This window comes from Methylobacterium sp. J-118 (assembly GCF_057836565.1).
Map to the genome: position 1 here is coordinate 1,281,608 of NZ_JBYQFA010000001.1, position 23,956 is coordinate 1,305,563.

Sequence of the window (23,956 nt, forward strand, 5' to 3'; positions counted from 1 at the left end):
CTGCGATGCAACCTACCGGATCACGTTGAGCAGGTCAGACATCATGGTCTGGGCCGTCGACATGACGCGCGTGTTTGCAGAATAGGCCTGCTGGGTTACGATCATCTTAGAGAATTCGGTCGCAATGTCGGTGTTGGATTGCTCGATGCTCGCACCGGTGATGGTGCTGCCGTCGAGGCCCGCCAGCGGGGGGCCGGAATCGGCCGTCTGCAGGTAATTGCCGTTCGTATCGGCCTTGAGCCCGTCCGGATCGGCGAACTGGACGATCCCGACATTGGCGAGCGCCTTCACGGCCCCGTTCGAGAAGGTCCCGTTGATCTTGCCGTCGGTGCCGACCGCGACGCTCGTCAGCGTGCCCGCGGTGCTGCCGTTCTGACTGAGCGCGTTGGTGGTGACGGCGCCGCTCGCGTCGGCGTATTGGGTCAGTCCGCCGGACAGATCGAGCGAAAGCTTCGGAAACGTGTATCCGGAGATCGTCTTGTTGCTCAGATCGACGGTGATGCTGGTCGGATCGGCCACAGTGCCGGTGGGCGAGGTCATCTTGCCCGTCGAATCGAAGGTGAACGCTTGGCCGGTATCGGTCCAGTTCGGTGTGCTGGTGGCGCTGCTGTTGTACAGTAGGTTCCAGCTGGAATCCGTTCCGTTGCCATTTGGCGTCGTCTGGACCCAGCGCATGTTGATCGTGACCGGCGCTCCGGACGCGGTATAGGCCGTCAGCGACGGACCGGCGATGCTGTTGGCCGGATCGGCGGTCGAACTCGTCGTCGGCGTCGCCGGGAGATTGGCCGCGTAGGTGATGGTGGTCGTCGGCTGTGCCGGGAGGGTCGGATTGCCGATCACGATCGGTCCGGACGAGGTGACCTGGCCGCTGATCGGATCGAGGTTGTTGCCGGTCAGGTAGCCGCCGGCCCCGTTCATCAGGTGCCCGTCGGCGGTGGGAGCGAAGTCACCGCGCCGCGTGTAGGCGTTCGTCCCGCTGAAGGTCGCGGCGCCGTTGGCGTCCCCGGTCTTCTGCGCCACCGTGAAGAAGCCCGTCCCGCTGATCGACATGTTGGTCGGCACGGTCGTCGAGACGACGTTGCCGGCGATCGTGTTCGTCAGCTGCGACTGGGCCAGAACCGAGCCGGCGACCTCACGCTTGGGGGTCGTCTCGGACATCAGGTCGACGAAGCTGGTGTCGACGCGTTTGAAACCGGTCGTCTGCGAGTTGGCGATGTTCCCGGAGATGTTGCTGATGGCGTAGGACTGCGCCTGCAGTCCGGAGACCGAGGTCTGCAGTGCGGAAAAAAGATCCATGGCGAGCGATCCCGATGCGCGCCATCGCGGCCCGCAGATCCGGATGGCCGCAACCGCCGTGCCATCGCTAAGTCCCTGACAAACCACGATCGGCTCCGGCTCGGCCCGGCAGGCTTGGCCGCCCGGACGGACCGGGCCGGCAAATTCTGCCGCGCCGGGGCGTCCCCGACCCGGCTCGGGGTTTTCCGGCGTTTACGGCACGTTATCCGAACCCATGCGAAGGTCGCAGGCGGGCTAGAGCATCATCCCGGACGGTGGCCACAGGCCTTCGGACACGGATGATGCCATCGCAACAGGCTGGCGAATCGTCCCGGGTGCGGTATCCGGGATGATGCGGCGGGTCCGGGCAGGGATCGGGCGCAGCGCGTCCTGCCCGAAAGTGCTTGACGGGTACGGCTTTCGGGTCTCGGGATCATGCGGGCGAAACGGACGAGCCTCGTCCACATCATCTACTTCTCGCGGATGAACCTGTCGTCGGATCCCGCCAAGCGGTCCGAGCAGATCGGCGAGATCGGCCGCATCGCCCAGAAGAAGAACGAGTTCGCGGTGATCACGAGCTTCCTGGTGATCGAGGGCAACTTTGCCTGTCAGGTGATCGAGGGCGAGCGCTCGTCGGTGCATGAGACCTTCGACCGGGTCAGCGCCGACAGCCGCCATCGCGACGTCCAGATCAGCGAGTGGCGGGAGATCGCCAAGCGCGAATTCGTCCATTCCTTCAAGAGCGCACAGCGGAGCGCGGGCAACGACACCCTGTTCGCCAAGGCCAATCTGCTGCCCATGCTCCAGCGCGGCACACCGAAGGCCTCGGCGATCCACGGGCTGTGCCTGGCGCTCCAATCCGACGCGATGTCCCGCCAGGGCATCGATCACCTCTTCGTCTGAGCCGAGCGATGTCCGAGAGCGATACGCCCCCGATCCTCATCGTCGACGACCAGGAGAAGCTCCTGCGGCTCATCGTGATGCTGATGACCCGCATCGGTTTCCCGGACGTGGAGGGCGTCACCAGCGCCCCCGAGGCGCTGGAACGCCTGCGGCAGCGCCGCTACGCCCTGGTGATCTCCGACCTCGACATGGAGCCGATGGACGGGATCAGCCTCCTGCGCGAGATCCGCGCCGACGACGCGCTGATGAACACGCCGTTCATGCTCACCGAATCGTCCTTCGACTTCGAGGACATCAACCTCGCCCATCAGGCGGGGGCGGACGCCTTCATCCTCAAGCCCTTCGACATGGCGGTGCTGAAGACCAAACTGAAGCAGGTGCTCAACCGCAAGCCGCGAAAGCGCGAGGCGCCGATGGCGGCCGAATCGACCTTGAGCGTGGAATTCCCGATGCTGGGCAAGTTCTGACCGAGCCGAGACGTGGATTCTCCCATTCACCACCTCAGGATGAGGTCGGAGAATGGATCAGGGGCCCCTCCGCCTCACGCCGCCCGCTTCTGGTAATCCTTCACGTCGGTGAAGCGCACCGCCGGGTAGCGCTCCTCCTCGTAGCGGAGGGAGAACGCGGTGGTCGCCATGAAGACCGGGGCCCCGTCGAGGTCCTTGGCCATGGCCGAGCCGTGGCTATCCACGAACTTGTCGAGCTCGATCTCGGAATCCGACTCGATCCAGCGGCACACCGAGAACCGCGAGGTCTCGTAATCCACCGGCAGGCCGTACTCGGCCTGGAGCCGCTCCTTCAGCACGTCGAGCTGGAGGGCGCCGACCACGCCGACGATCGCCTGGCTGCCGTCCTGCGGGATGAACACCTGGACGACGCCCTCCTCGCCCATCTGCTGCAGGGCCTCGCGCAGCTTCTTGGCCTTCATGGCGTCGGTCAGCTTGATCCGGCGCAGGATCTCGGGGGCGAAGCTCGGTACGCCGCGGAACACTATGTCCTCGCCCTCGGTGAGCGTGTCGCCGATCCGCAGCGTGCCGTGGTTCGGGATGCCGACCACGTCGCCAGCGAACGCCTCGTCGGCGATGGCCCGGTCCTGGGCGAAGAAGAATTGCGGCGCCGAGAGCGAGATCGGCTTGCCCGTGCGCACCAGCCGGGCCTTCATGCCCCGGCTGAGCTTGCCCGAGCAGACCCGCATGAACGCGATGCGGTCCCGGTGGTTCGGGTCCATATTCGCCTGGATCTTGAACACGAAGCCGGTCATGCGCGGCTCGCCGGGCTCCACGAGGCGCTTGTCGGCATCCTGGCCCCGGGGCGGCGGCGCCACCTTGGCGAGCCCGTCGATGAGGTCGCGCACGCCGAAATTGCGCAGGGCCGAACCGAAGAACACCGGCGTCAGGTGGCCCTCGCGGAACGCGTCGAGGTCGAACGGCTTGAGGCCGCCCTCGGCGAGCTCCACCTCCTCGCGCCACGCAGCGGCGGCGCCGTTCTCGGTCAGCAGTTCATCGAACAGCGGGTCGTCCGGGCCGGACACCGTGACCATGCCGGCATCCTCGGCCGCGTCGAGGCGGCGGACCCGGTTGGCGCCGAGTTCGTAGGTCCCGGAGAAGTTCCGGCCGGTGCCGATCGGCCAGGTCACCGGAGCGACATCCAGCGCCAGCGTCTTCTCGATCTCGTCCAGCAATTCGAACGGATCGCGGGCCTCACGGTCGAGCTTGTTGACGAAGGTGACGATCGGGATGTCGCGCAGCCGGCAAACCTCGAACAGCTTTCGCGTGCGCGCCTCGATGCCCTTGGCCGCATCGATCACCATGACGGCCGAATCGACCGCCGTCAGCGTCCGGTAGGTGTCCTCCGAGAAGTCCTCGTGGCCGGGCGTGTCGAGCAGGTTGAAGACGCAATCGCCATACTCGAAGGTCATCACCGAGGTGACCACCGAGATGCCGCGCTCCTTCTCGATCCCCATCCAGTCGGAGCGGGTCGAGACCCGGTTGCGCTTGGCCTTGACCTCGCCGGCGAGCTGGATCGCGCCCCCGAACAGCAGCAGCTTCTCGGTGAGCGTGGTCTTGCCCGCGTCCGGGTGAGAGATGATCGCGAAGGTGCGCCGCCGCGAAACCGGATCGGCCGGCTTCGCTTCGGTCTTGGTCTGCATCAGCATGGAGCGAACGCTCTGGGTCGGCGGGTCTGGGCCGCGCGGCGTCACAGGGCGCGCGTGGCTCTTGCGATCCTGTAGCGGCAAGCCCCCGTATTGGCAAAGAACCGCGGGCGGTCAGGCCGCCTCGGCCGCGAGCGCCCGCAGGTCGGCGACGAGTTGGTCCACCCGCTCCGCCTCGGCATCCCAGGCGAACATGAACCGCGCCCCGCCGCCGATGAAGGTGTAGAACCGCCAGCCCCGGGCGCGCAGGCCCTCCATGGTGGCGGCCGGCATGGTCAGGAAGACAGCGTTGGCCTCGACGGGAAACAGCGCCCGCACCCCCGGAAGCCCGGCGACGGCTTCGGCGAAGCGCCGGGCGCAGGCATTGCCGTGCGCCCCGTTCCGCAGCCACGCGCCACTCTCCAGCATGCCAACCCAGGGCGCCGCGAGGAAACGCATTTTTGAGGCAAGCTGGCCCGCCTGCTTGCAGCGATAGCCGAAATCCTCCGCGAGCCGGCGATCGAAGAACACCACGGCCTCGCCGGCATGCATGCCGTTCTTGGTGCCGCCGAAGCACAGGACGTCCACGCCGGACCGCCAGGTCATGTCGGCCGGGCTGCATCCGAGGCTCGCGCAGGCATTGGCGAAGCGGGAGCCGTCCATGTGGAGGGCGAGGCCCAGGGCGCGGCAGGTCTCGGAGAGCGCCCGTAGCTCGGCGAGGCTGTAGACCTGGCCGGTCTCGGTGGGCTGCGTGATCGTCACCACCCGCGGCCGGGGGAAGTGGATGTCGCTGCGGTTCGTGGCGAGTCCGCGGATCGCCTCGGGGGTGAGCTTGCCGCCCTCGGTCCGGACGGTCAGGAGCTTCGAGCCGTTCGAGAAGAACTCCGGCGCGCCGCACTCGTCGGTCTCGACATGGGCCGAGTCGGCGCAGATCACGCTGTGATAGGATTGGCACAGGGCGGCGAGCGCGAGGGCGTTGGCGGCGGTGCCGTTGAACGCGAAGAACACCTCGCACGCGGTCTCGAACAGGTGGCGGAACGCGTCCGCGGCGCGCTGCGTCCAGGCATCCTCGCCGTAGGCCGGCGCGTGGCCGCGATTGGCCGCCTCCATGGCGGCCCAGGCCTCCGGGCAGATGCCGGAATAATTGTCGCTGGCGAATTGCTGCGAGTCGTCGTGTCTCATTCGGGCAACCTACCACGGCAGCGCCGAAGATCGACCGCGCGGACAGGTTGGAACTGGTGCGCGCTTGGTGTAGTAGCTTCGCCAAGGCGTGGGCTCCACGCCGATTCGGAAACCGACGTTCCCGTCCCTCCCGGGTTCATCCCGGGCGAGGGATGTTGTCGGTTTCCAGATCGGCGGCGGGCCGCGCGAGCCCCAAATCCAGGTCCAGAGGATCAAGTCCGTTGCAGGTACTCGTTCGCGACAACAACGTCGATCAAGCGCTTCGCGTCCTCAAGAAGAAGATGCAGCGCGAGGGCATCTTCCGCGAGATGAAGCAGCGCAAGGCTTATGAGAAGCCGTCCGTGCGCAAGGCTCGCGAGAAGGCCGAGGCCGTCCGCCGCGCCCGCAAGCAGGCCCGCAAGACCGCGATCCGCGAGGGCCTGATCGCCGCGCCGAAGCCGAAGCCCCGTTTCCCGGCCGGCAGCCGCCGCCCCGGCTTCCCGTCGCCGTCCGCCGCCGGCCCGCAGGGCGGCAACGCCGCCGGTCAGCTGCCGGTGAGCCCCGCTCCCGCCGCCTGAGCGACGCCGCATCGATTTGGAAAGGCCCGGCGCGCGAGCGACCGGGCTTTTTCATGTGCGCCGTGGCCAGACAGGCCCGCGCGGGTCCTTGAGAGGCGGGTTGACTGTCTGGCGCCGCGACATGAACGGCTACGGTTATGGGGGGACGCTGCCCCCCACCCCGCTCAGGCGGCCTTGGCGGCCATCGTCGCGTGCTCGGCCTGAACCAGCACGTCGAGCGCGCGCCAGGGCTTCTGCATGTACACCGCCTGATCGGGCAGGCGCGCGTCCCGGCTCGCCCCGGACGTCACGACCACGCGGACATCCGGCCAGCGACGGCCCACGGCCTGCGCGAGGGACACGCCGTCCATCGCACCCGGCAGGCGCACATCCGCGAAGAGCAAAGCCACAGTGACGTCCGAGCGCTCCAGCACCGAGAGCGCCGCCTCGGCGCTCTCGCAGGCGATCACGCCGAGTTCCGTCTCTTCCAGCACCGCCGTCGCGAGGTCGCGGACCGACGCGTCGTCTTCGACGACGAGGGCGACGGGATTGGAACATTCGGGCTGTGCGCGATCCATGAAAATCTCCTGCTGTCGGTCCATTGCCCCGCGACGGGGCACGGCCTGCTCCGGCAGGCTTCTGATTCCCCGATTCGGCCATGCTGACCTGTCAGGAGCCGGCTCACAAGAGTCCGGCGCCGTCTGGCGGGCATGCCTGCCTCGCGGTCAGGCGGTGCCGATTTCGAGCGGAACGCCCGAATTTGGCGCACCGGACCGGCAGTTAAGACCCTGTTCACCGATGTGGACCGACTGTTAACTTCCTGCGACGGAACGTCTCCACCCCGGCGGGACAGGCCACCGGATCCAGCGCGGGCTGAAGCTGAAGGATCACCGTCCAACATGTGCCGTTTCCTCGCCTACAGCGGTGAGCCGGTCTTCCTCTCCGACCTCGTCTGTGCACCGACCCATTCGCTAGTGCACCAGTCGCTGCATGCCGACGAGGGGAAGACCGAGACCAACGGCGACGGGTTCGGGATCGGCTGGTACGCCGAGCGGCCGGAACCGGGCGTGTATCGGGACATCTCACCGGCCTGGTCGGACGAGAACCTGGTGAACCTGTGCGGGCAGGTGCGGGCGCGAACTTTCTTCGCGCATGTCCGCGCCTCCACGGGCACCGCGACCGCCCGGGCGAACTGTCATCCCTTCGCCTACGGCCGGCACCTGTTCATGCACAATGGCCAGATCGGCGGCTATCACCGGATCAAGCGCAGGCTCGAGGCGCTGATCCCGGACGCGTTCTACGACCACCGCCGGGGCAGCACCGATTCCGAGGCGATCTTCCTCCTGGCGCTGGCCAACGGGCTGGCCGAGGACCCCGTCGGCGCCATGGCGCGGACGCTCAAATCCGTCCGCGACCTGATGGACGCCGCCAATGTCTGCGAGCCGCTGCGCTTCACGGCCCTGCTCACCGACGGCGAGACGCTCACAGCCTATCGCTGGGCCTGCGACGGCCGGCCGCCGAGCCTGTATTATCGCGAGGGACCGGGCGGGATCGTCGTCGTCTCCGAGCCGATCGACGGCTGCCGCGAGGGCTGGCAGATCGTGCCGAAGGGCGCGACGCTGCGCGCCCGCCACGGAACCGCGACCGTCGTGGACGTGCCCGAGCGGACCCGCGCCGCAGCCTGAATGGCCGCCGCCCCAGCCATGCCGCCACAGGCATTGCCCGGGCGCGCCAAAAGGCCACATTCCGGCTGGGGCCGCGCGTGCGGCCGGGCGGGAAACGATCGATGTATCCGGATACCGAGCTTCACATCGCCGGACGCTGGCGTGCGGGTGTCGAACGGGAGACGCTGGCGGTCCTGAATCCCGCCACCGGCGAGACGATCGGCCAATTCGCGGTGGCCGGCACCGCGGATCTCGACGAGGCCCTGGAAGCCGCGGCCCGCGCCTTCCCGATCTGGCGGAAGGTGGCGCCCTTCGAGCGCGGCAAGGTGATGCGCAAGGCGGCCGACCTGCTGCGCGCCCGGGTCGACGAGATCGCCCGGATCATGACCCAGGAGCAGGGCAAGCCCCTGGCCGAGTCGCGCATCGAGACCCTGGCGGCGGCCGATATCATCGACTGGTTCGCCGAGGAGGGGAAGCGCGCCTACGGCCGTGTCATCCCCGGCCGCACCGACGGCGTGCTGCAGGCCGTGGTGCGCGAGCCGGTGGGTCCGGTGGCCTGCTTCACACCCTGGAATTTCCCGATCAACCAGGCCGTCCGCAAGATCTCGGCGGCGCTCTGCACCGGCTGCACGGTGATCCTGAAGGGCCCCGAGGACACGCCGGCGAGCTGTGCCGCGCTGGTGCGGGCCTTCCTGGATGCCGGCATCCCGGGCGATGCCCTCTCGCTGGTCTACGGTGACCCGGCGACGATCTCGGCCTACCTCATCCCCCACCCGGTGATCCGCAAGATCTCGTTCACCGGCTCGACGGTGGTCGGCAAGAAGCTCGCCGCCCTGGCCGGCGAGCACATGAAGCGCGCGACCATGGAACTCGGCGGCCATGCCCCCGTGATCGTGTTCGGCGATGCTGACGTTGAGAAGGCCGTGTCGGTCCTCGCCCCGTCCAAGTTTCGTAATGCCGGCCAGGTCTGCGTCTCGCCGACCCGGTTCCTGGTGCATGACTCGGTGTTCGACCGGTTCGTCGAGGGCTTCACCCGCTACGCGAAGGGCGCGAAGGTCGGCGACGGCCTCGATCCGGACACCACGATGGGCCCGCTGATTCACGGGCGCCGGCTCGAGGCGATCGAGGCGCTCACGGCAGACGCCGAATCCGCCGGGGCGTCCCTGCGGGCCGGCGGCAAGCGCATCGGCAATCGCGGCAACTTCTTCGAGCCGACGGTCTTCACCGAGGTGCCGCTGACGGCCCGGATGATGAACGAGGAGCCGTTCGGTCCGGTCGCGATGATCAACCGCTTCTCCGAGGACGACGAGGCCCTGACCGAGGCCAACCGGTTGCCCTTCGGGCTCGCAGCCTACGCTTACACCCGCTCGGCCGAGCGGGCGGCCCGGGTCTCGAACACGGTGGAGAGCGGGATGATCTCCATCAACCACCACGGCCTCGCCCTTCCCGAGACGCCGTTCGGCGGTGTCAAGGAATCCGGCTACGGCAGCGAGGGCGGCACCGAGGCGCTCGATGCCTATCTGGTGACCAAGTTCGTCACGCAGGCGAATTTCTGACCCGCCGGCGCGCCTCCGGCAGGCCCTGAGCGCCGTGCCCATCCGCCCGGTGACGGGTGCGGCGCCGGCGCATCGCCCGAAGGCGGGCAGGCATCGTTCGGAACGAGCTTTAATAATGGGGCGGCGGAGGCTCCGGTAAGCCCGGCGCCGACCGGGCCGCCGCCTCGTCCATCTGATCCCGCAGCCCTTGGATCTGCCGCGCGAGGCGGTCAATCTGTTGCCACTGGTCGGTCACGGTACGGTTCAGATCCTCGATGGTCGCCTCCTGCTCGGTGAGGCGGATCTCCAGGCGCTCGATCCGGCTTGACGCGTCCATTTCCGATCCCCCGTGCAGGCCTGTCAGCCGATCGCGACCGCGTCCGGCTGCCTCACAGGCTGCGAAGCGTTTGACAAGGCTTCCCACACGCCGTGGGGGGAGGCCGCCGGTGATGCGGCGCGTTCCGACCCGGTCCGAGGCGGAGCTGTCGTGGACGCTGGGCCTCGGTGATCCGCCGCGATCGCCCGGCGCGATGACGAGGCCGGAAAGCCCTGCGTCCCACGAACAGCAAACCTACAGATTATCGGGTCGCATCATAAACTGATTTGCGGTCATGAACTCGGATCGGCCCGAACGGTAGAGCGGTTTCTAGCCCGCGGTCGCACGAGTCGTCATCTGACGATCCGGCTGTATTCAGTTTCTGAAGATCGGGCATTGTAAATCGTTAACCTATCTAACGTAAAAAATGCGCCGACAAGACGATAACGGATTGGGCCGGGCGATGGCGATGTTTGGTTTACGCACGGACACGCCCCTGACGGCGATTGACCGGACCACCGGACGGATCGAATTCGACCTCGACGGCAAGGTCACGGATGCCAACGCGATCTTCCTCGATCTCGTCGGCTATACCCTGGCGGAGATCCGCGGGCGCCACCACAGCCTGTTCGTGCCGGACGCCGAGCGCACGAGCCCGGACTATGGCGCCTTCTGGGATCGCCTGCGCGCGGGCAAGCCCGAAGTGCGGGATTTCGCCCGGGTCACCAAGTCCGGACGAGTTATCTGGATCAAGGGCTCCTACAACCCGATCCTCGACCGCGCCGGGAAGGCGGCCAAGGTCGTGAAGCTCGCCACGGACGTGACCGAGGAGCGGACCCGCAACGCGCTGTTCGCCGGCCAGGTCGCGGCCATCAATAGCTCGCAGGCGGTGATCCACTTCACCCTCGACGGCACCATCACCGATGCCAACGCGAATTTCCTCTCGACCATGGGGTACAGCCTCGCGGAGGTGCGCGGGCAGCATCACCGGATGTTCCTGCCGCCGGCGGAGGCCGCGAGTTCGGACTACGCGGCGTTCTGGGCGGCCCTCGCGGAGGGGCGCCATCAGGCCGGCGAGTTCCGGCGGATCGCCAAGGGCAGCCGCGTCGTCTGGATCTTCGGCGCCTACAACCCGATCCTCGATGCCGAGGGCAAGCCCTGCGCGGTCGTCAAGTTCGCCACCGACGTGACGCGGCAGGTCGAGGACCGGCAGCGCCGGGCCGAGGGCCAGCGCGTCATCGACGGGGATATCGCGGCGATCCGGGATTCGATGAGCCGCGTCGTCCAGCAGGCCGACGAGACCGCGGAGGCCTCGGACCGGACCGCCCGTAACGTGCAGGCGGTCGCCGCCGGCTCGGAGGAGTTCTCCGCCTCGATCGAGGAGCTGAGCCGCCACGCGCTCCTGGCGAAATCCTCCGTGGACAAGGTCGTCACCCGCGCCGAGGAGGCCGGGGCGATCGTCGTGGGCCTGACCGGCGCCGCCGATCGGATCGGCGCCGCCGTGAGCCTGATCCGCTCCATCGCCGACCAGACCAACCTCCTCGCGCTGAACGCCACGATCGAGGCCGCACGGGCGGGGGCGGCCGGCAAGGGTTTCGCGGTGGTCGCCGCCGAGGTGAAGGCGCTGGCGGAGCAGACGGCCCGGGCGACCGGGGAGATCGGCACCCAGATCGCGGCCGTGCAGACCGAGACCGCCCGGGCCGTGGCCGCCATCGACGGGATCGGCTCGACCATCGAGCAGCTCAGCGAGATCACGCTCAGCGTGTCGTCCGCGGTGACCGAGCAGGCGGCGGTGACCCGCGACCTCACCGAGAACATGCAATCGGCCGCCCACAGCGTCGAGACCGCGCGCGCGGCGATGACCGAGATCGCGGCCTCGGCGGCCTCGGTGGACGCATCGGTGCGCAAGGTCTCCGAAGCGGCGCGGGCCCTGGCCTGACCGCCCGGCCGGAGCCACGCCGGCCTCAGGCGGCCCGCACGGCGGCGATCTCGGCCACGGCGACGCGGTCGCGACCGCTGTTCTTGGCGACGTAGAGCGCGGCATCGGCCCGGCGCATCAGCGCGTCGAACCCGATTCCGTCGCGGGTCTGGGCGATCCCGATGCTGACGCTGACGCGCAGATCGGGGAGTTCGGGCACGGCGAGGCCGGCGAAGGTTCGGCGCAGTTCCTCGGCCCGGGCCAGGGCCTCCGCGGCTGAGGCCCCCGGCAGGAAGCAGGCGAATTCCTCGCCGCCGAGGCGGCCCAGCGGCGCGTCCGGCGGCAGCAGGGCGGTCGCCATGGCACAGAAGCCGACCAGCACCGCGTCGCCGACCGCATGCCCGTGGCGATCGTTGACGGCCTTGAACCGGTCGAGGTCGAGGAGCAGCAGCGCCCCACTCTCCCGGTTCGCGAGCGCCCTGTGGGCCGCCTCCGCGAAGGCCCGGCGGTTGCGCACGCCCGTGAGCGGATCCGTGGACGCGGCGACGCGCTGCTCGCGTTCGGCCCGCTCCTTGACCAGGGCCATCAGGGTAAAGGCCGACGCGATCGAGAACAGCATGGTGACGAAACACAGGATCGCCACCCAGGGCGAGGCGAGCGGGGTCGTGCCGAGCTGCGGCGGCGCCAGCAGCGTCGAGGGGATACGCACGAGATAGAAGGCGCCGTGCAGCCCGAGCACGGCGGCGGCCGTGACCCGGGAGGCCAGCCACTCCCCGCGGCCGCGCCAGAATTCGAGGGCCGCACCGCCGCAATAGACCGTCGCCACCGCGGAGGCGTACACGATGCGCAGCACGAGCGACGCGTAGAAGTCCGGGATGAGGCAGAGCGCGCACCAGACCAGAGCGCCCGCCAGCGCCACGGCGACGCGCGGAGACCGACCTTCAAAGGCGCGGACACCGCTCCAGATCAGGCCGTAGGCGCTCAGCACCACGGCGTTGGACAGGCCGATCGAGAGCAGGTCGGGGATCTGGCCCCTCAGGGCGAGGCCGGCGGAGCCCGCCGCCCCGACGAGATGCGCGGCCCCCCACAGGGCGAGCGCCCGGACCTCGGGCGCCTGCCGCCACGTCGTCAGGAACAGCAATCCCACCAGCAGCGTGATGGTGGAATTGACGATGAGCAGGGTCGCAGGATCAAGATGCACGGCCGTCCATCGATCTCCACAAGCCGACCACGGGGGTCCCGTCCCGCTCTGCCGTGTTCGCGCACAGGCGGCAGCGAATCAGCGAAGACAGATATCAGCAGAGCTTAGACTGCCCGAAAACCGAATCCTATGCCTGTATTGGCTCGCAATTGAGCGGCGCGACCGCTCACAATTGCAAGACGGCACTGGAGTCCGGGATGCGCGCGACGCGTTCGGCCGCATCCGCCCAAGCCTGAGATCGCGCGGGCGCGCAATGCCGAAGTGTCCCTCACCCCTGCGGCCAGCATCGCCTCGAGAGGGGGGGCGCCCTTCGGGACGATGCGTGCACGGTCAGGCGGCGTGGATCACCGGGACCGCGGGGGCGCCCTCCCACTCGGTGTTGGCGGGGATCGACTCGCCCTTCATCACGATGGTGAGCGGGCGCAGCCGGGCGAAATCGCCGACTTTTGTATCGTACAGCACCGTCGAGAAGGCGCCCACCGAGACACCCTTGCCCACGATCACCCGGCCGATCTTCATGATCCGGTCCTCATAGAGGTGGGTCTGGAGCGCCGACACCCGGTTGATCGTGGCGTAGTCGCCGATCGTCACGCAGTCGAACTCGGTGATGTCGGTGGTGAGCATGCAGACGCCCTTGCCGACCTTCACTCCGAATAGCCTGAGCACCCAGGGCAGGAACGGCGTGCCCTGGAGATGCTCCAGCAGGACCTTGCCGGCGAGCCCCCAATAGGCCACCGCGATCGCCTCGGTGCGCATGGCCCACCAGGACCACATCGGCTGCATGCCGGGCTTATAGACGCCAATCAGCAGCCACTTCATCGCGATCACCGCCGCGGACTGGATCAGCGCGATGGCGACGCTCGCCGCGACGAAGCTGAAGGCCAGGCCCGACCAATCCTTCTCGAGGATCGCCGGGTAGAAGTACCAATCGATCACCGTGATCGCGAGGGTGATGTAGAGCATCGGCGAGAACGAGGTCGCGAAGGCCTCGAACACGCCGCGCCGGATCTTCGGCCAGAGCCCGGGCTCGTAGGTCTGGGCGTTCGATCCGAGATCGATCCGCTGGCGGGCGGGCAGCCGAATCGGCGGCGAGCCGAACCAGGTCTCGCCGGGGCTCATGGCGTCGTTCGCGGGCGGCTTCGACTTGATGCCGATGAGCACGTCGTCGGGGATGATCGCCCCGGGCGGGACCACGGCGTCGTTGCCGACGAAGACCCGGGCCCCGGTGCGGGTGGGCTCCAGGTGCATCCAGCCGCGCCGGATTTCCTCCTCGCCGTACACCACCTCGTCGGCGATGAAGTTCTTGGGCCCGACATCGGCGAGGTCGTAGCGGCCGCCGAGATTCGTGGAGATCTCCGCGCCCTGGCCCATCCGGGCGCCCATCAGCCGGTACCAGGCCCGCATGTACACGGTGGCAAACAGCGACGAGAGCGTCTCCAGCGTCACCTCGACGGCGAGCGCCAGCGACCATTTCCGCAGGTAGAACAGTGAGTGCAACGAATAGGTGCCGTGCCGCGTCCGCGGCAGCAGGACCCAGCGGATGCCGGCGATCAGCAGCACCGTGCCGGCGGTCATCAGCATGGCGGTCGGCCAGGTGAGGATCGGCAGGTACCAATGATAGTCGATATCGGTCATGTCGGAGAGCGAGTCCGAGATCTGATCGAAGATGAAGAATGCCGGGAAGATCGGCAGCAGGCCCACCGCCGGGATCACGCCGAGCAGCACGACATAGGCGGCCATGAAGGCGGCCCGCCGCGTCCACGAAGCGTCAGCGGGTTCCGGCAGTGCGGAAAGGTCGGCCATCCCGACCCTGCGGCCGGGGGACCCGTCCCAAGCCTCGGCGGGCCCGACCCGGGTCCCGGCCGGGATCGTGGTGAGATCGGCGATCTCGGCCTGCGGGCCGATCACCGTGTCGTGGCTGATCACGCAGGAGGTGCCCACCGCCGCATCGGCGCCGATCTCGACGCGGCCGATCACCAACTCGTTGCCCATGATCTCGGCATTGGCGATGACGAGGCGGCCGCCGAGCGATGCGCCGTCGCCGATGGTCAGGAGATCGGGGGCGCCGACCTCGATGTCGGAGATGAGGGTGTCGCGGCCGACCCGGGCGCCCATCAGGCGCAGGTAGATCGCGATGGCCGGCGAGCCCTGCAGCCACTTGACGTGCACCAGGGGTGCCAGCCGCTGCGCCAGCCACCAGCGGTAGTAGTAGGTCCCCCAGAGCGGATAGCGGCCCGGCCTGGTCTTGCCCAGGATCAGCCACTTGCCGGCCACCGCCACCACCGCGGTCACGCCGTTGATCGCCACGTAGACGAGCAGCAGCACGCCGAGTTCGGCGAAGAAGCTGAGCCCGCCGCCGGTGAGCAGCAGATAGGTTACGAACATGCCGAGCCACTGCGCGGTGGCGAGCGCGATCACGACGGGCAGCGCGACGAGTTGCGCGAGGCCGCACAGCGCCCGGCGCAGGAGCGGCGGCGGCGCGAAGCTCAGGTCGCGGATGGACGCGGCGGCGCCCATGCCGCCGGTCCGCTCGATCAGCGCATCGGCCATCGCCCGCACGGTGCGCAGGGCGTAGACGTCCGGGAGGGTGATGCCGGCCAGCGCCGGGCTCTCGCGCACCGCCGAGACGAACCGGGCGGCAAGCAGCGAGTGGCCCCCGAGATCGGCGAAGAAATCCCCCGTCAGCGGGATCGGCTGGTTCCCGAACACCTGCTTGGCGGCGGCGACGAGGGCGGCCTCGGTCTCGTTGGCCGGCGGCTCCTGCTCGCCGTCGGCCGAGACCACGGTGAGCGGGGCGATCTTCAGCGCCTTGCGGTCGACCTTGCCCGAGGTCAGGCGCGGCAGCGTCTCCGTCACCTCGAAATGGCCCGGCACCATATAGGGCGGCATCTGCCCGGCGAGGATCCGGCGCAGGGCGGCGGTCTCGATCGTGTGGCCGCGCTCCGGGATCAGGAAGGCGACCAGGCGGTCGACGCCATCGTCCTGCCGCAGCACCACCGCAGCCTGGTTGATGTCGGGCACGCTCCGGATCCGCGCCTCGATCTCCCCGAGCTCCACGCGGAAGCCGCGGATCTTGACCTGATCATCGATCCGGCCGTGGAACACGATCCGGCCGGCGGCGTCGAGGGAGACCGCGTCGCCCGAGCGGTACAGGATCGGATCGGTTCCGTCCGACGCGAACGGGTTGGCGATGAATTTTTCCGCCGTCAGCTCGGGGCGCGCGAGGTAGCCGCGGGCGACGCCGGGGCCGCCGATCAGCAGTTCCCCCGGCTGGTCGCGCCCGAGCAGGCTCAGATCCTCGCCGGCGACGTAGACGGAGTAATTCGGGATCGGGCCGCCGATGGTGACCGGCTCGCCGGCCCGCATCTCGGCCGCGGTGGCCACCACGGTCGCCTCGGTCGGCCCGTAGGTGTTGAACAGGCTTCGCGCCGGGGTCGCCCATCGCGCCACCAGCGGCTCGGGCAGGGCCTCGCCGCCGAGCAGGATCAGGCGCACGGTCGGCAAATCGCCGGAGATCATCGCCAGCAGGGTCGGCACGGTGTCGAGGACGGTGATCCGCTCCGCCTCCAGGATGCCGGGCAGGGATTCCACGTCGCCCATCATGGCCGGGCTCGCCACGAACAGCGTGGCGCCCACGAGGTACGGGACCCAGATCTCCTCCATCGAGAGGTCGAAGGCCACCGAGGCCCCCTGGAACACCACGTCGTCGGCGCGCATCCCGTAGAGGGCGTTGGCCGAGCGCAGGAAGTGGCAGATATTGGCGTGGCTGATGACGATGCCCTTCGGCACGCCGGTCGAGCCCGAGGTGTAGATCAGGTAGGCGGGGTGCTCCGGCGTCAGGCCTTTGCTGCGGGCATCCGGCACCGGGGCGTCGGCCGGGGTCGCGGCGTCGAGATCGGCCGGGGTCAGGGCCGGGGCAGCGGCGGGCGCCGAGGGGCGCAGCGCCGGGGAGACCAGGAGCGCCTTGGCGGCGGCGTCGGTCAGGCACACGCCCACCCGGTCGGCGGGCGCCTCGGCGTCGAAGGGCAGCCACGCGGCGCCCGACAGGGTGATGCCGATCTGCGCCACGAGGAGATCGGGGCCGCGGGCCATCCAGAGACCGACCACGTCCCCGGGCCCGATGCCGCGATGGGCAAGCCCAGCGGCGATCCGGCCGGCGCGGGCCGCGACCGCGGCATAGGTCAGGTGCGGATGGATGCCACCCGCCTCGACGCGGTCGCCGTCGACCAGGCAGGGATGCTCGGGCCGGGACCGGGCCGAGTCCAGGAAGATCTCGGCCAGCACCTCGTCGCGGATCAGGTCGGGGCGGTGCGCGCCCCGCAGAACCGCCGCCCCGGGACCGGCACGCTCGCGCTCCCCGGCCGCCGGGCCGGCCCGGGTCTTCTCGGCGACGTCGCTCATCCGCTGCTCCGCTGGCCGGTCACTCGAGCCGGCGCCCACCGTGCCGGCTGCCCTATAGCCCGCCGATCATGCCGTTATCGAGGCGGCTTTGCACTGCGCCGGCGCCCGGGATCAAGCCCAGCGCCAGCCGTCGGGTCCCAGGATCAGAACCTCGCCCTGGCGTATGCCGATGCGGGGCGCGGTGTAGATGTCGAGATGGCCGCGCGCCACGAGCGCCGCCCGCGCGACGCCGCCATGGGCGACGACGACCGTGTCCCGCTCCAGATCGGCGAGCATGGGTCCAACGCGCTCGACCAGGGCGGCGTAGCTCTCGCCGCCGGTCCCCGGCGGACGATGGTGCCAGCGGTCCCGGTCGCGTCCCGCGGCGCCGACTGGATCGCGGCGGCGGATCTCCGCCCAGGTCGAGCCTTCCCAATTGCCGAAGCTGATCTCACGCAGCCGCGGATCGGTGCGGTACGCCTCCGATGGCAGGCCGAGGGCCGACCGGAGGATCTCCATGGTGCGCCGGGTCCGCTTGAGCGGGCTCGCGACGAAATCCGCATCGGCCAGCCTCGGACCCGCCGCGGCGGCGAGGCGCGCCGCGACGGCGGCGGCCTGGATCTCGCCCTGGGCGTTCAGGTCGATGTCGCGCCCGCCCTGGAGGCGCCCCTCGGCGTTCCAGTCGGTCTGGCCGTGGCGGATGAAGTAGATGGTGACCAACCGACTCAACCCCGTCCTGCCCCGGCCCTCGGAACGGCTCAGCCTGCCGCCCGTTCTCGCCGTCGGTCGGCAACGTCCGGAAACAGGTCCTGCCCATGTCGAAGAAGCACGGCAAGCATCATCGCGGCCAGGGGCATGACGACGGCGTGACAGAGAGGGCCGACCTGCACGGATCGGAATGGGCGGCCCGACCGTCCACCGCCAGCCAGTCCGGCACCGTGTCGGGAACCGAGCCGGCACCGCCGGGTGGCCGCCCGCCGGGGCCGATCCGCCCGGCACAGGGCATCGTCGCGGTCGAGCCGGGCGCGCCCTTCGACCTGGCGGCCGTCGACACCGGGGCCGATGGCGGGCTCGACAAGGACTGGGCGAAGAATGCGCTGGCCAAGGAGCGCGCGCGCATCATCGACCTCCAGGAACGCCTCTACGCCGAGCGCCGCCGCAGCCTGCTCCTGGTCTTCCAGGCGATCGACACCGGCGGCAAGGACGGGACCATCGGATCGGTGCTCAAGGGCGTGAACCCGCAGGGCTGCACCGTCAGCGCGTTCAAGGTGCCCTCGCGCGACGAGCTCGATCACGATTTCCTCTGGCGCTACCATGCCCGGACCCCGGCGCGCGGCATGATCGGCGTGTTCAACCGCAGCCACTACGAGGACGTGCTCGTCGTGCGCGTGAAGGGCCTCGTCCCGGATGCGGTCTGGCGGAGCCGCTACGGCCGGATCAACGATTTCGAGCATCTGCTCGCCGAGTCCGGCACGACGATGCTCAAGTTCTTCCTCCACATCTCCAAGGCGGAGCAGAAGAAGCGCCTGGAGGCCCGGATCGCCGATCCGCACAAGCGCTGGAAATTCGAACCGGCCGACCTCGTCGAGCGGAAGTCCTGGGACGCCTACCAGCAGGCCTTCGCGGATGCCCTCACCCGCTGCTCCACGCCAGAGGCTCCCTGGCTGGTGGTGCCGGCCGACCACAAGTGGTTCCGCAACTACGTGGTGGCCCGGACGGTGGCGGACACGCTGGAGGCGATGGACCCGCGCCACCCGGAAGCCCCCGCGGGGATCGCGGACCTGACGATACCGGACTAAAAGCCTTTCCTGAGACGCTGGCCGCACCGTTGCGGCCGGGTGCCCGGGGATCGGGCATCCTGCAGGCGTCGAAAGCGGGGGGGCGCAGGGGATGCTGGTCGTTCGTGAGGTGGCGGTCGGCCGCATCAGCAACCGGACCTGAGCGCCCGGTTGCCTTCCGTTCACGTCCGATCAGCTCAGGCCGCGTTCTCCTTGGACCGCTCGGCGCGCTTGCGGTCGTTGGGGTCTAGGACCGCCTTGCGCAGGCGGATCGACTTCGGCGTCACCTCGACGAGCTCGTCGTCCTGGATCCAGGCCAGCGAGCGCTCCAGGGTCATCCGGATCGGCGGGGTGAGGCGCACGGCCTCGTCCTTCGAGGTGGTGCGGATGTTGGTGAGCTTCTTGCCCTTGAGCACGTTCACCTCGAGGTCGTTCTCGCGGTTGTGCTCGCCGACGATCATGCCCTGATAGACCTTCCAGCCGGGCTCGATCATCATCGGGCCGCGATCCTCCAGGTTCCACATGGCGTAGGCCACGGCCTCGCCCTGGTCGTTGGAGATCAGCACGCCGTTGCGCCGGCCCGGCATCTCGCCCTTGTAGGGCTCGTAGGCCTTGAACAGCCGGTTCATGATCGCGGTGCCGCGGGTGTCGGTGAGCAATTCGCCCTGGTAGCCGATCAGGCCGCGGGTCGGGGCATGGAAGACGAGCCGCAGGCGGTTGCCGCCCGAGGGCCGCATCTCCAGCATCTCGGCCTTCCGCTCGGACATCTTCTGCACGACGACGCCGGAATGCTCCTCGTCGACGTCGATCACCACCTCCTCGATCGGCTCGAGCAGGCCGCCGGCCTCGTCGCGCTCGAACACCACGCGGGGGCGCGACACGGCGATCTCGAAACCCTCGCGGCGCATGGTCTCGATCAGGATCGAGAGCTGCAGCTCGCCGCGGCCCGAGACGTAGAAGGAATCCTTGTCGGCCGCCTCCTCGATCTTGAGCGTCACGTTGCCCTCGGCCTCCTTGAACAGGCGGTCGCGGATCATCCGGCTCGTGACCTTGTCGCCCTCGGTGCCGGCGAGCGGGCTGTCGTTGACGATGAACGACATGGTCACGGTCGGCGGATCGATCGGCTGGGCCTGGATCGGGGTGTCGACCTGGGGATCGCAGAAGGTGTCGGCGACGGTGCCCTTCATCAGGCCGGCGATCGACACGATGTCCCCCGCCTCGCCGATCTCGATCGGCGCGCGCTCCAGGCCGCGGAAGGCGAGGATCTTCGAGACCCGGCCGGTCTCCACGACCTTGCCGGTCCGGTCCAGGACCTTGATCTGCTGGTTCGGCTTCACCGAGCCCGCCGCGATGCGGCCGGTGATGATGCGGCCCAGGAACGGGTTGGCCTCGAGCAGGGTGCCGAGCATCCGGAACGGGCCCTCGTCGACCCGCGCCGGGGGCACGTGCTTCAGCACGAGGTCGAACAGCGGCTCGAGGCCCACGGCAGGGTCGGCCTCCGGGGTCTCGGCCATCCAGCCGTTGCGGCCGGACCCGTAGAGGATCGGGAAGTCGAGCTGCTCGTCGGTGGCGTCCAAGGCCGCGAACAGGTCGAACACCTCGTTCACGACCTCATTGATCCGCGCGTCCGGACGGTCGACCTTGTTGATCGCCACGATCGGGCGCAGGCCGATCTTGAGGGCCTTGCCGACCACGAACTTGGTCTGTGGCATCGGGCCCTCGGCGGCGTCCACCAGCACGATCACGCCGTCGACCATCGACAGGATGCGCTCGACCTCGCCGCCGAAATCGGCGTGGCCGGGGGTGTCGACGATGTTGACGCGGGTGTCCTTCCAGACGACCGAGGTCGCCTTGGCGAGGATGGTGATGCCGCGTTCCTTCTCGAGGTCGTTCGAATCCATCGCCCGTTCCTCGACCCGCTGATTCTCGCGGAAGGTGCCGGACTGAGCCAGCAGCTTGTCGACCAAGGTCGTCTTGCCGTGGTCGACGTGGGCAATGATGGCGATGTTGCGCAGATTCATGGCGGCCCGAAACGGGTTGTGCCGGCTCCCTGGCGGCCGCGCGGCGCGGCCGTCCGCGCCGGTGCAGGTACGGAGTCGTGATGGTTGCGTCGCAATATAAGGACGCGCGCCCTGGGGCAAGGCCACCCTCGACATGGCGGATGCGCTGAACCGCGCCATGGTGGAGTCCGGTACCGGCGTGCACCCGTCCAAACCCCTCGGCCACAGCCAAGACCGGCGGGAGGGGCAGACCGACCGTTCATGCCGATCCGGGGCCCAACCGGCACCCTATATGACGGATCCGTGACACCCCGAGCGGGATTGGGCGGTCTATGGGAGCGGTCCTGAGGTGATTGGATGAAATCGAACCGCTCGGTTACCGTATCGGCCCAGAACCCACGCATGGGTACGGCGATTCGGCATGACCTCCGTTGTGATAGCCCCTCGTGGGAACGAACCCATGCGCGCGCTTGAGCCGCGGCTGTTCCCATACATCTGGCGGTATTCGAAGGGCGAACAGTTCCGGATCTGCGCCGTCGTCCTGGCCTCCCTGCCGTTCTACTTCGCCTCCCTCGACCTGCCCAAGCGCATCGTCAACGACGCGATCACCGGCAAGGCCTTCTCCCACGGCGAGACGACCGCGCCGTTCCTGGAGATCACCGTGTCGTGGCCCGATCTGGTCGGCGGCGGGACGACACGGCTGTTCGAGGGGTTCCAGGTCGACCGCTTCGAGCTGCTGCTCGGCCTGTCGACCTTGTTCCTCGGCCTCGTGCTGATCAACGGCGCGTTCAAGTTCTGGATCAACCTTCAGAAGGGCATTCTCGGCGAGCGGATGCTGCGGCGCCTGCGCTTCCAGCTGTTCAGCCTGATGCTGCGCTTCTCGCCGGAGGCCCAGCGGGAGGTGAAATCTTCCGAGACCGCCACGATCATCCGCGACGAGGTCGAGCCGATCGGCTCCTTCATCGGCGACGCGATCGTGGTGCCGGTGTTCCTGGGCACCCAGGCCGCCACCGCGCTCATCTTCATCATGATGCAGAACCTGTGGCTCGGCCTCACGGCGGGCGGCATGGTCGGCGTGCAGATGATCGTGATCCCGCGGCTGCGGCGCGAGATCATCCGCCTCAGCCGCCGCCGCCAGATCGCCTCGCGCAACCTCGCCGGCCGCGTCGCCGAGGTGCTCGACGGCCTGCCGGCGGTGGTCATCAACGATACCGGCCGCTGGGAGCGGGCGGAGATCGGCGGCCGGCTCTACAGCCTCTACGACCTGCGCCTGCGGATCTACCGGCGCAAGTTCGCGGTCAAATACCTCAACAACCTGCTCGCCCAGATCACCCCGTTCCTGTTCTACGCGATCGGCGGCTACTTCGCCCTGAAGGGCGAACTCGATATCGGCCAGCTCGTGGCTGTACTCGCCGCCTATCGCGACCTGCCGCCGCCCCTCAAGGAACTGATCGACTGGGACCAGCAGCGCCTCGACGTGGAGGTGAAGTACGAGACCGTGGCGGCGCATTTCGGGCCGCAACGCCTCCGGCCGGGCGAGGCCGAGCTTCAGGAGACGCCCCCGCCGCTCGGCAGCCCGCTCAAGGTCGAGGGTCTGGCCCTGCGCGATCCGCAGGGCGGCCCGCCGATCGAGGTCGGCGACTTCGAAATGCGGCTGCCGGAGCGCATCGGCCTGGTGCCCCCCGGCCCGGTGGCGCAGGAATTCGCCCGCGTCCTCGCCGGTCTGCAGACGGCCTCGAACGGAACGATCCGGATCGGCGAACACGACCTGTCGATCCTGCCGCGCCCCGTCCATGCCCACCGGATCGCCTTCGCCGGTCCGGACCCCGTGCTCTTTCCGGGCACCGTACGCGACAACATCCTCTACGGCCTGCGGATCCGGCCCCTGCGGACCGGCCGCCTCGACCTCAGCAAGACGCGGATCAACGAGGCGGTGAAGACCGGTAACCCGTGCGACAGCGTCGACGATCCGTGGATCGACTACCGGCAGCTCGGGGCGCGGAACGCGGAGGATCTCGACGAACGCCTCCTCGACCTGGTCGGCCGGCTCCATCTCGGCGACGAGCTCTACCGGTTCGGCCTCAGCGCGCTCAGCTCGGTCACCCACGATACGCCGGCGGGCCAGCGCATGATCGCGGCCCGGGAGCACCTGCGCACCCACTTCGTCCAGAAGGGTCTCGCCGACCTCGTGATCCCCTTCGCCCGGGGCAGCTACAACGATCAGGCGACCGTGGGGGAGAACCTGCTGTTCGGGGTGCCGCGCGACCCGACATTGATGGATCCGCACCGCCTGGCCGGAACCCCCCTGTTCCGCGCCGCCCTCGAGCGGGCCAAGCTCCTCGACGAACTCGACCGCATGGGCGTGGCCATCGCCAGCAACCTCAAGGATATTTTCGCCGACGTTCCGCCCGGCCACCCGCTGTTCCGGCGGTTCTCGCTGATCACCCCGGACGCCCTTCCGGATTATCTGCGCCGGCTCGCGCGCCTGCCCGGCGACGGGCGCCTGGGCGAAGCCGACAGCGTGGCCTTCCTGGCCCTGGCCCTCGCCTACGTGGAGCCGCGGATGCGCTTCGGCCTGCTCGACCAGGCGCTCAAGAACCGCATCGTTGGGGCGCGGAACGTCGTCCAGGGCTTCATGCATGGCGACGATGGCTGCGACATCGAATCCTACGACCCGAACCGGATCAATCCGCGCAGCACCGTGCTCGACAACCTGCTCTTCGGCCGCATCGACACGGCCCGGATGCACGGCGAGGCGATCATCCAACGGGAGGCGCGGGCGGTGTTCCGCGCCTTCGACCTTGAGCGATCGATCCAGCGCCGGGGCCTGGAGAAGCAGGTCGGCAATCGCGGGCAATTGCTGACCGAGCGTGTCCGCGTGCGGATCGGCCTCGCCCGGGCCATCCTGCGCGATCCGGAGGTGCTGGTGATCGACCGGGTCGACGAGCATCTGGAGCACGGCGTCGACACGCTGCTCGCCGTCGCGGCGGCCACCCTGCCCCAGGCGAGCGTGATCGCCAGCCTGTCGGCCGAGGCGGATCCCGCGCGGTTCCCGGCCCGGTTGCCGCTCAAGAAGGCGGAGGCGCGCCTGCGCGCCGCCGCGGAATGACGTCGGCGTGACCGGCGCGCGCGGCGGT

17 protein-coding genes are annotated in these 23,956 nt (G+C 69.0%); 8 read left to right on the forward strand and 9 right to left on the reverse strand.

The features are described from left to right. Positions 1 to 12: 12 nt before the first annotated feature. Positions 13 to 1,296 (reverse strand): flagellar hook protein FlgE, encoded by a 1,284-nt coding sequence (locus tag AC3IF3_RS06195; protein ID WP_243972935.1) that lies wholly within the window; start codon positions 1,294 to 1,296, stop codon positions 13 to 15. A gap of 414 nt (positions 1,297 to 1,710) precedes the next feature. Here AC3IF3_RS06195 and AC3IF3_RS06200 point away from each other — a divergent pair, with 414 nt between their 5' ends. Both AC3IF3_RS06200 and AC3IF3_RS06205 read left to right on the forward strand, forming a co-directional pair. Further along, on the forward strand, positions 1,711 to 2,178 hold the full coding sequence (locus AC3IF3_RS06200) for a BLUF domain-containing protein (RefSeq protein WP_243972937.1): 468 nt from the start codon (positions 1,711 to 1,713) through the stop codon (positions 2,176 to 2,178). An 8-nt stretch (positions 2,179 to 2,186) separates the two neighbouring features. Further along, positions 2,187 to 2,645 carry a response regulator gene (locus AC3IF3_RS06205; RefSeq protein ID WP_243972941.1) on the forward strand — a complete coding sequence of 153 codons (459 nt, stop codon included), beginning with the start codon at positions 2,187 to 2,189 and terminating at the stop codon, positions 2,643 to 2,645. Positions 2,646 to 2,719: 74 nt separating this feature from the next. On the opposite strand, the gene AC3IF3_RS06210 is transcribed toward AC3IF3_RS06205, so the two are convergent. Both AC3IF3_RS06210 and AC3IF3_RS06215 read right to left on the reverse strand, forming a co-directional pair. Further along, positions 2,720 to 4,333, reverse strand: a complete 1,614-nt coding sequence (locus AC3IF3_RS06210) for a peptide chain release factor 3 (protein WP_489227844.1) — start codon at positions 4,331 to 4,333, stop codon at positions 2,720 to 2,722. 111 nt (positions 4,334 to 4,444) lie between these two features. Further along, positions 4,445 to 5,491, reverse strand: a complete 1,047-nt coding sequence (locus AC3IF3_RS06215; RefSeq protein ID WP_489220143.1) for a threonine aldolase family protein — start codon at positions 5,489 to 5,491, stop codon at positions 4,445 to 4,447. A gap of 221 nt (positions 5,492 to 5,712) precedes the next feature. Here AC3IF3_RS06215 and rpsU point away from each other — a divergent pair, with 221 nt between their 5' ends. Then, positions 5,713 to 6,048: a 30S ribosomal protein S21 gene (gene rpsU / locus AC3IF3_RS06220; RefSeq protein WP_243972946.1), complete on the forward strand. Its 336-nt coding sequence runs from the start codon at positions 5,713 to 5,715 to the stop codon at positions 6,046 to 6,048. A gap of 164 nt (positions 6,049 to 6,212) precedes the next feature. Here rpsU and AC3IF3_RS06225 read toward each other — a convergent pair whose 3' ends face one another. After that, positions 6,213 to 6,605: a response regulator gene (locus AC3IF3_RS06225; protein WP_489220144.1), complete on the reverse strand. Its 393-nt coding sequence runs from the start codon at positions 6,603 to 6,605 to the stop codon at positions 6,213 to 6,215. Positions 6,606 to 6,926: 321 nt separating this feature from the next. Between AC3IF3_RS06225 and AC3IF3_RS06230 the strand changes: the two genes are divergently transcribed. Continuing rightward, positions 6,927 to 7,712, forward strand: a complete 786-nt coding sequence (locus AC3IF3_RS06230) for a class II glutamine amidotransferase (protein ID WP_243972950.1) — start codon at positions 6,927 to 6,929, stop codon at positions 7,710 to 7,712. Positions 7,713 to 7,813: 101 nt separating this feature from the next. Continuing rightward, positions 7,814 to 9,247 carry an NAD-dependent succinate-semialdehyde dehydrogenase gene (locus AC3IF3_RS06235; RefSeq protein WP_489227846.1) on the forward strand — a complete coding sequence of 478 codons (1,434 nt, stop codon included), beginning with the start codon at positions 7,814 to 7,816 and terminating at the stop codon, positions 9,245 to 9,247. A gap of 109 nt (positions 9,248 to 9,356) precedes the next feature. Here the strand turns inward: AC3IF3_RS06235 and AC3IF3_RS06240 are convergent, their stop codons facing one another. Next, positions 9,357 to 9,563: a SlyX family protein gene (locus tag AC3IF3_RS06240; protein WP_243972954.1), complete on the reverse strand. Its 207-nt coding sequence runs from the start codon at positions 9,561 to 9,563 to the stop codon at positions 9,357 to 9,359. Positions 9,564 to 10,005: 442 nt separating this feature from the next. Here AC3IF3_RS06240 and AC3IF3_RS06245 point away from each other — a divergent pair, with 442 nt between their 5' ends. Then, complete coding sequence (locus tag AC3IF3_RS06245) at positions 10,006 to 11,481, forward strand: methyl-accepting chemotaxis protein (protein WP_489227847.1); 1,476 nt, start codon at positions 10,006 to 10,008, stop codon at positions 11,479 to 11,481. Positions 11,482 to 11,506: 25 nt separating this feature from the next. On the opposite strand, the gene AC3IF3_RS06250 is transcribed toward AC3IF3_RS06245, so the two are convergent. The 3 genes from AC3IF3_RS06250 to AC3IF3_RS06260 form a co-directional block, all read right to left on the reverse strand. Then, positions 11,507 to 12,661 (reverse strand): GGDEF domain-containing protein, encoded by a 1,155-nt coding sequence (locus tag AC3IF3_RS06250; protein WP_489227849.1) that lies wholly within the window; start codon positions 12,659 to 12,661, stop codon positions 11,507 to 11,509. A 330-nt stretch (positions 12,662 to 12,991) separates the two neighbouring features. Further along, positions 12,992 to 17,062 carry a Pls/PosA family non-ribosomal peptide synthetase gene (locus AC3IF3_RS06255; protein ID WP_489227851.1) on the reverse strand — a complete coding sequence of 1,357 codons (4,071 nt, stop codon included), beginning with the start codon at positions 17,060 to 17,062 and terminating at the stop codon, positions 12,992 to 12,994. 111 nt (positions 17,063 to 17,173) lie between these two features. Beyond that, positions 17,174 to 17,761, reverse strand: coding sequence for a histidine phosphatase family protein (locus tag AC3IF3_RS06260; RefSeq protein WP_489220488.1), 588 nt, complete (start codon positions 17,759 to 17,761; stop codon positions 17,174 to 17,176). Positions 17,762 to 17,856: 95 nt separating this feature from the next. Between AC3IF3_RS06260 and AC3IF3_RS06265 the strand changes: the two genes are divergently transcribed. Next, positions 17,857 to 18,840: a polyphosphate kinase 2 family protein gene (locus AC3IF3_RS06265; RefSeq protein ID WP_489227853.1), complete on the forward strand. Its 984-nt coding sequence runs from the start codon at positions 17,857 to 17,859 to the stop codon at positions 18,838 to 18,840. 176 nt (positions 18,841 to 19,016) lie between these two features. On the opposite strand, the gene typA is transcribed toward AC3IF3_RS06265, so the two are convergent. Then, positions 19,017 to 20,840, reverse strand: a complete 1,824-nt coding sequence (gene typA, locus AC3IF3_RS06270) for a translational GTPase TypA (protein WP_243972976.1) — start codon at positions 20,838 to 20,840, stop codon at positions 19,017 to 19,019. A 439-nt stretch (positions 20,841 to 21,279) separates the two neighbouring features. Here typA and AC3IF3_RS06275 point away from each other — a divergent pair, with 439 nt between their 5' ends. Next, a complete protein-coding gene (locus AC3IF3_RS06275) occupies positions 21,280 to 23,928 on the forward strand; it encodes an ABC transporter transmembrane domain-containing protein (protein ID WP_489227855.1) in 2,649 nt (882 codons plus the stop codon). The last annotated feature ends 28 nt before the right edge of the window (positions 23,929 to 23,956 follow it).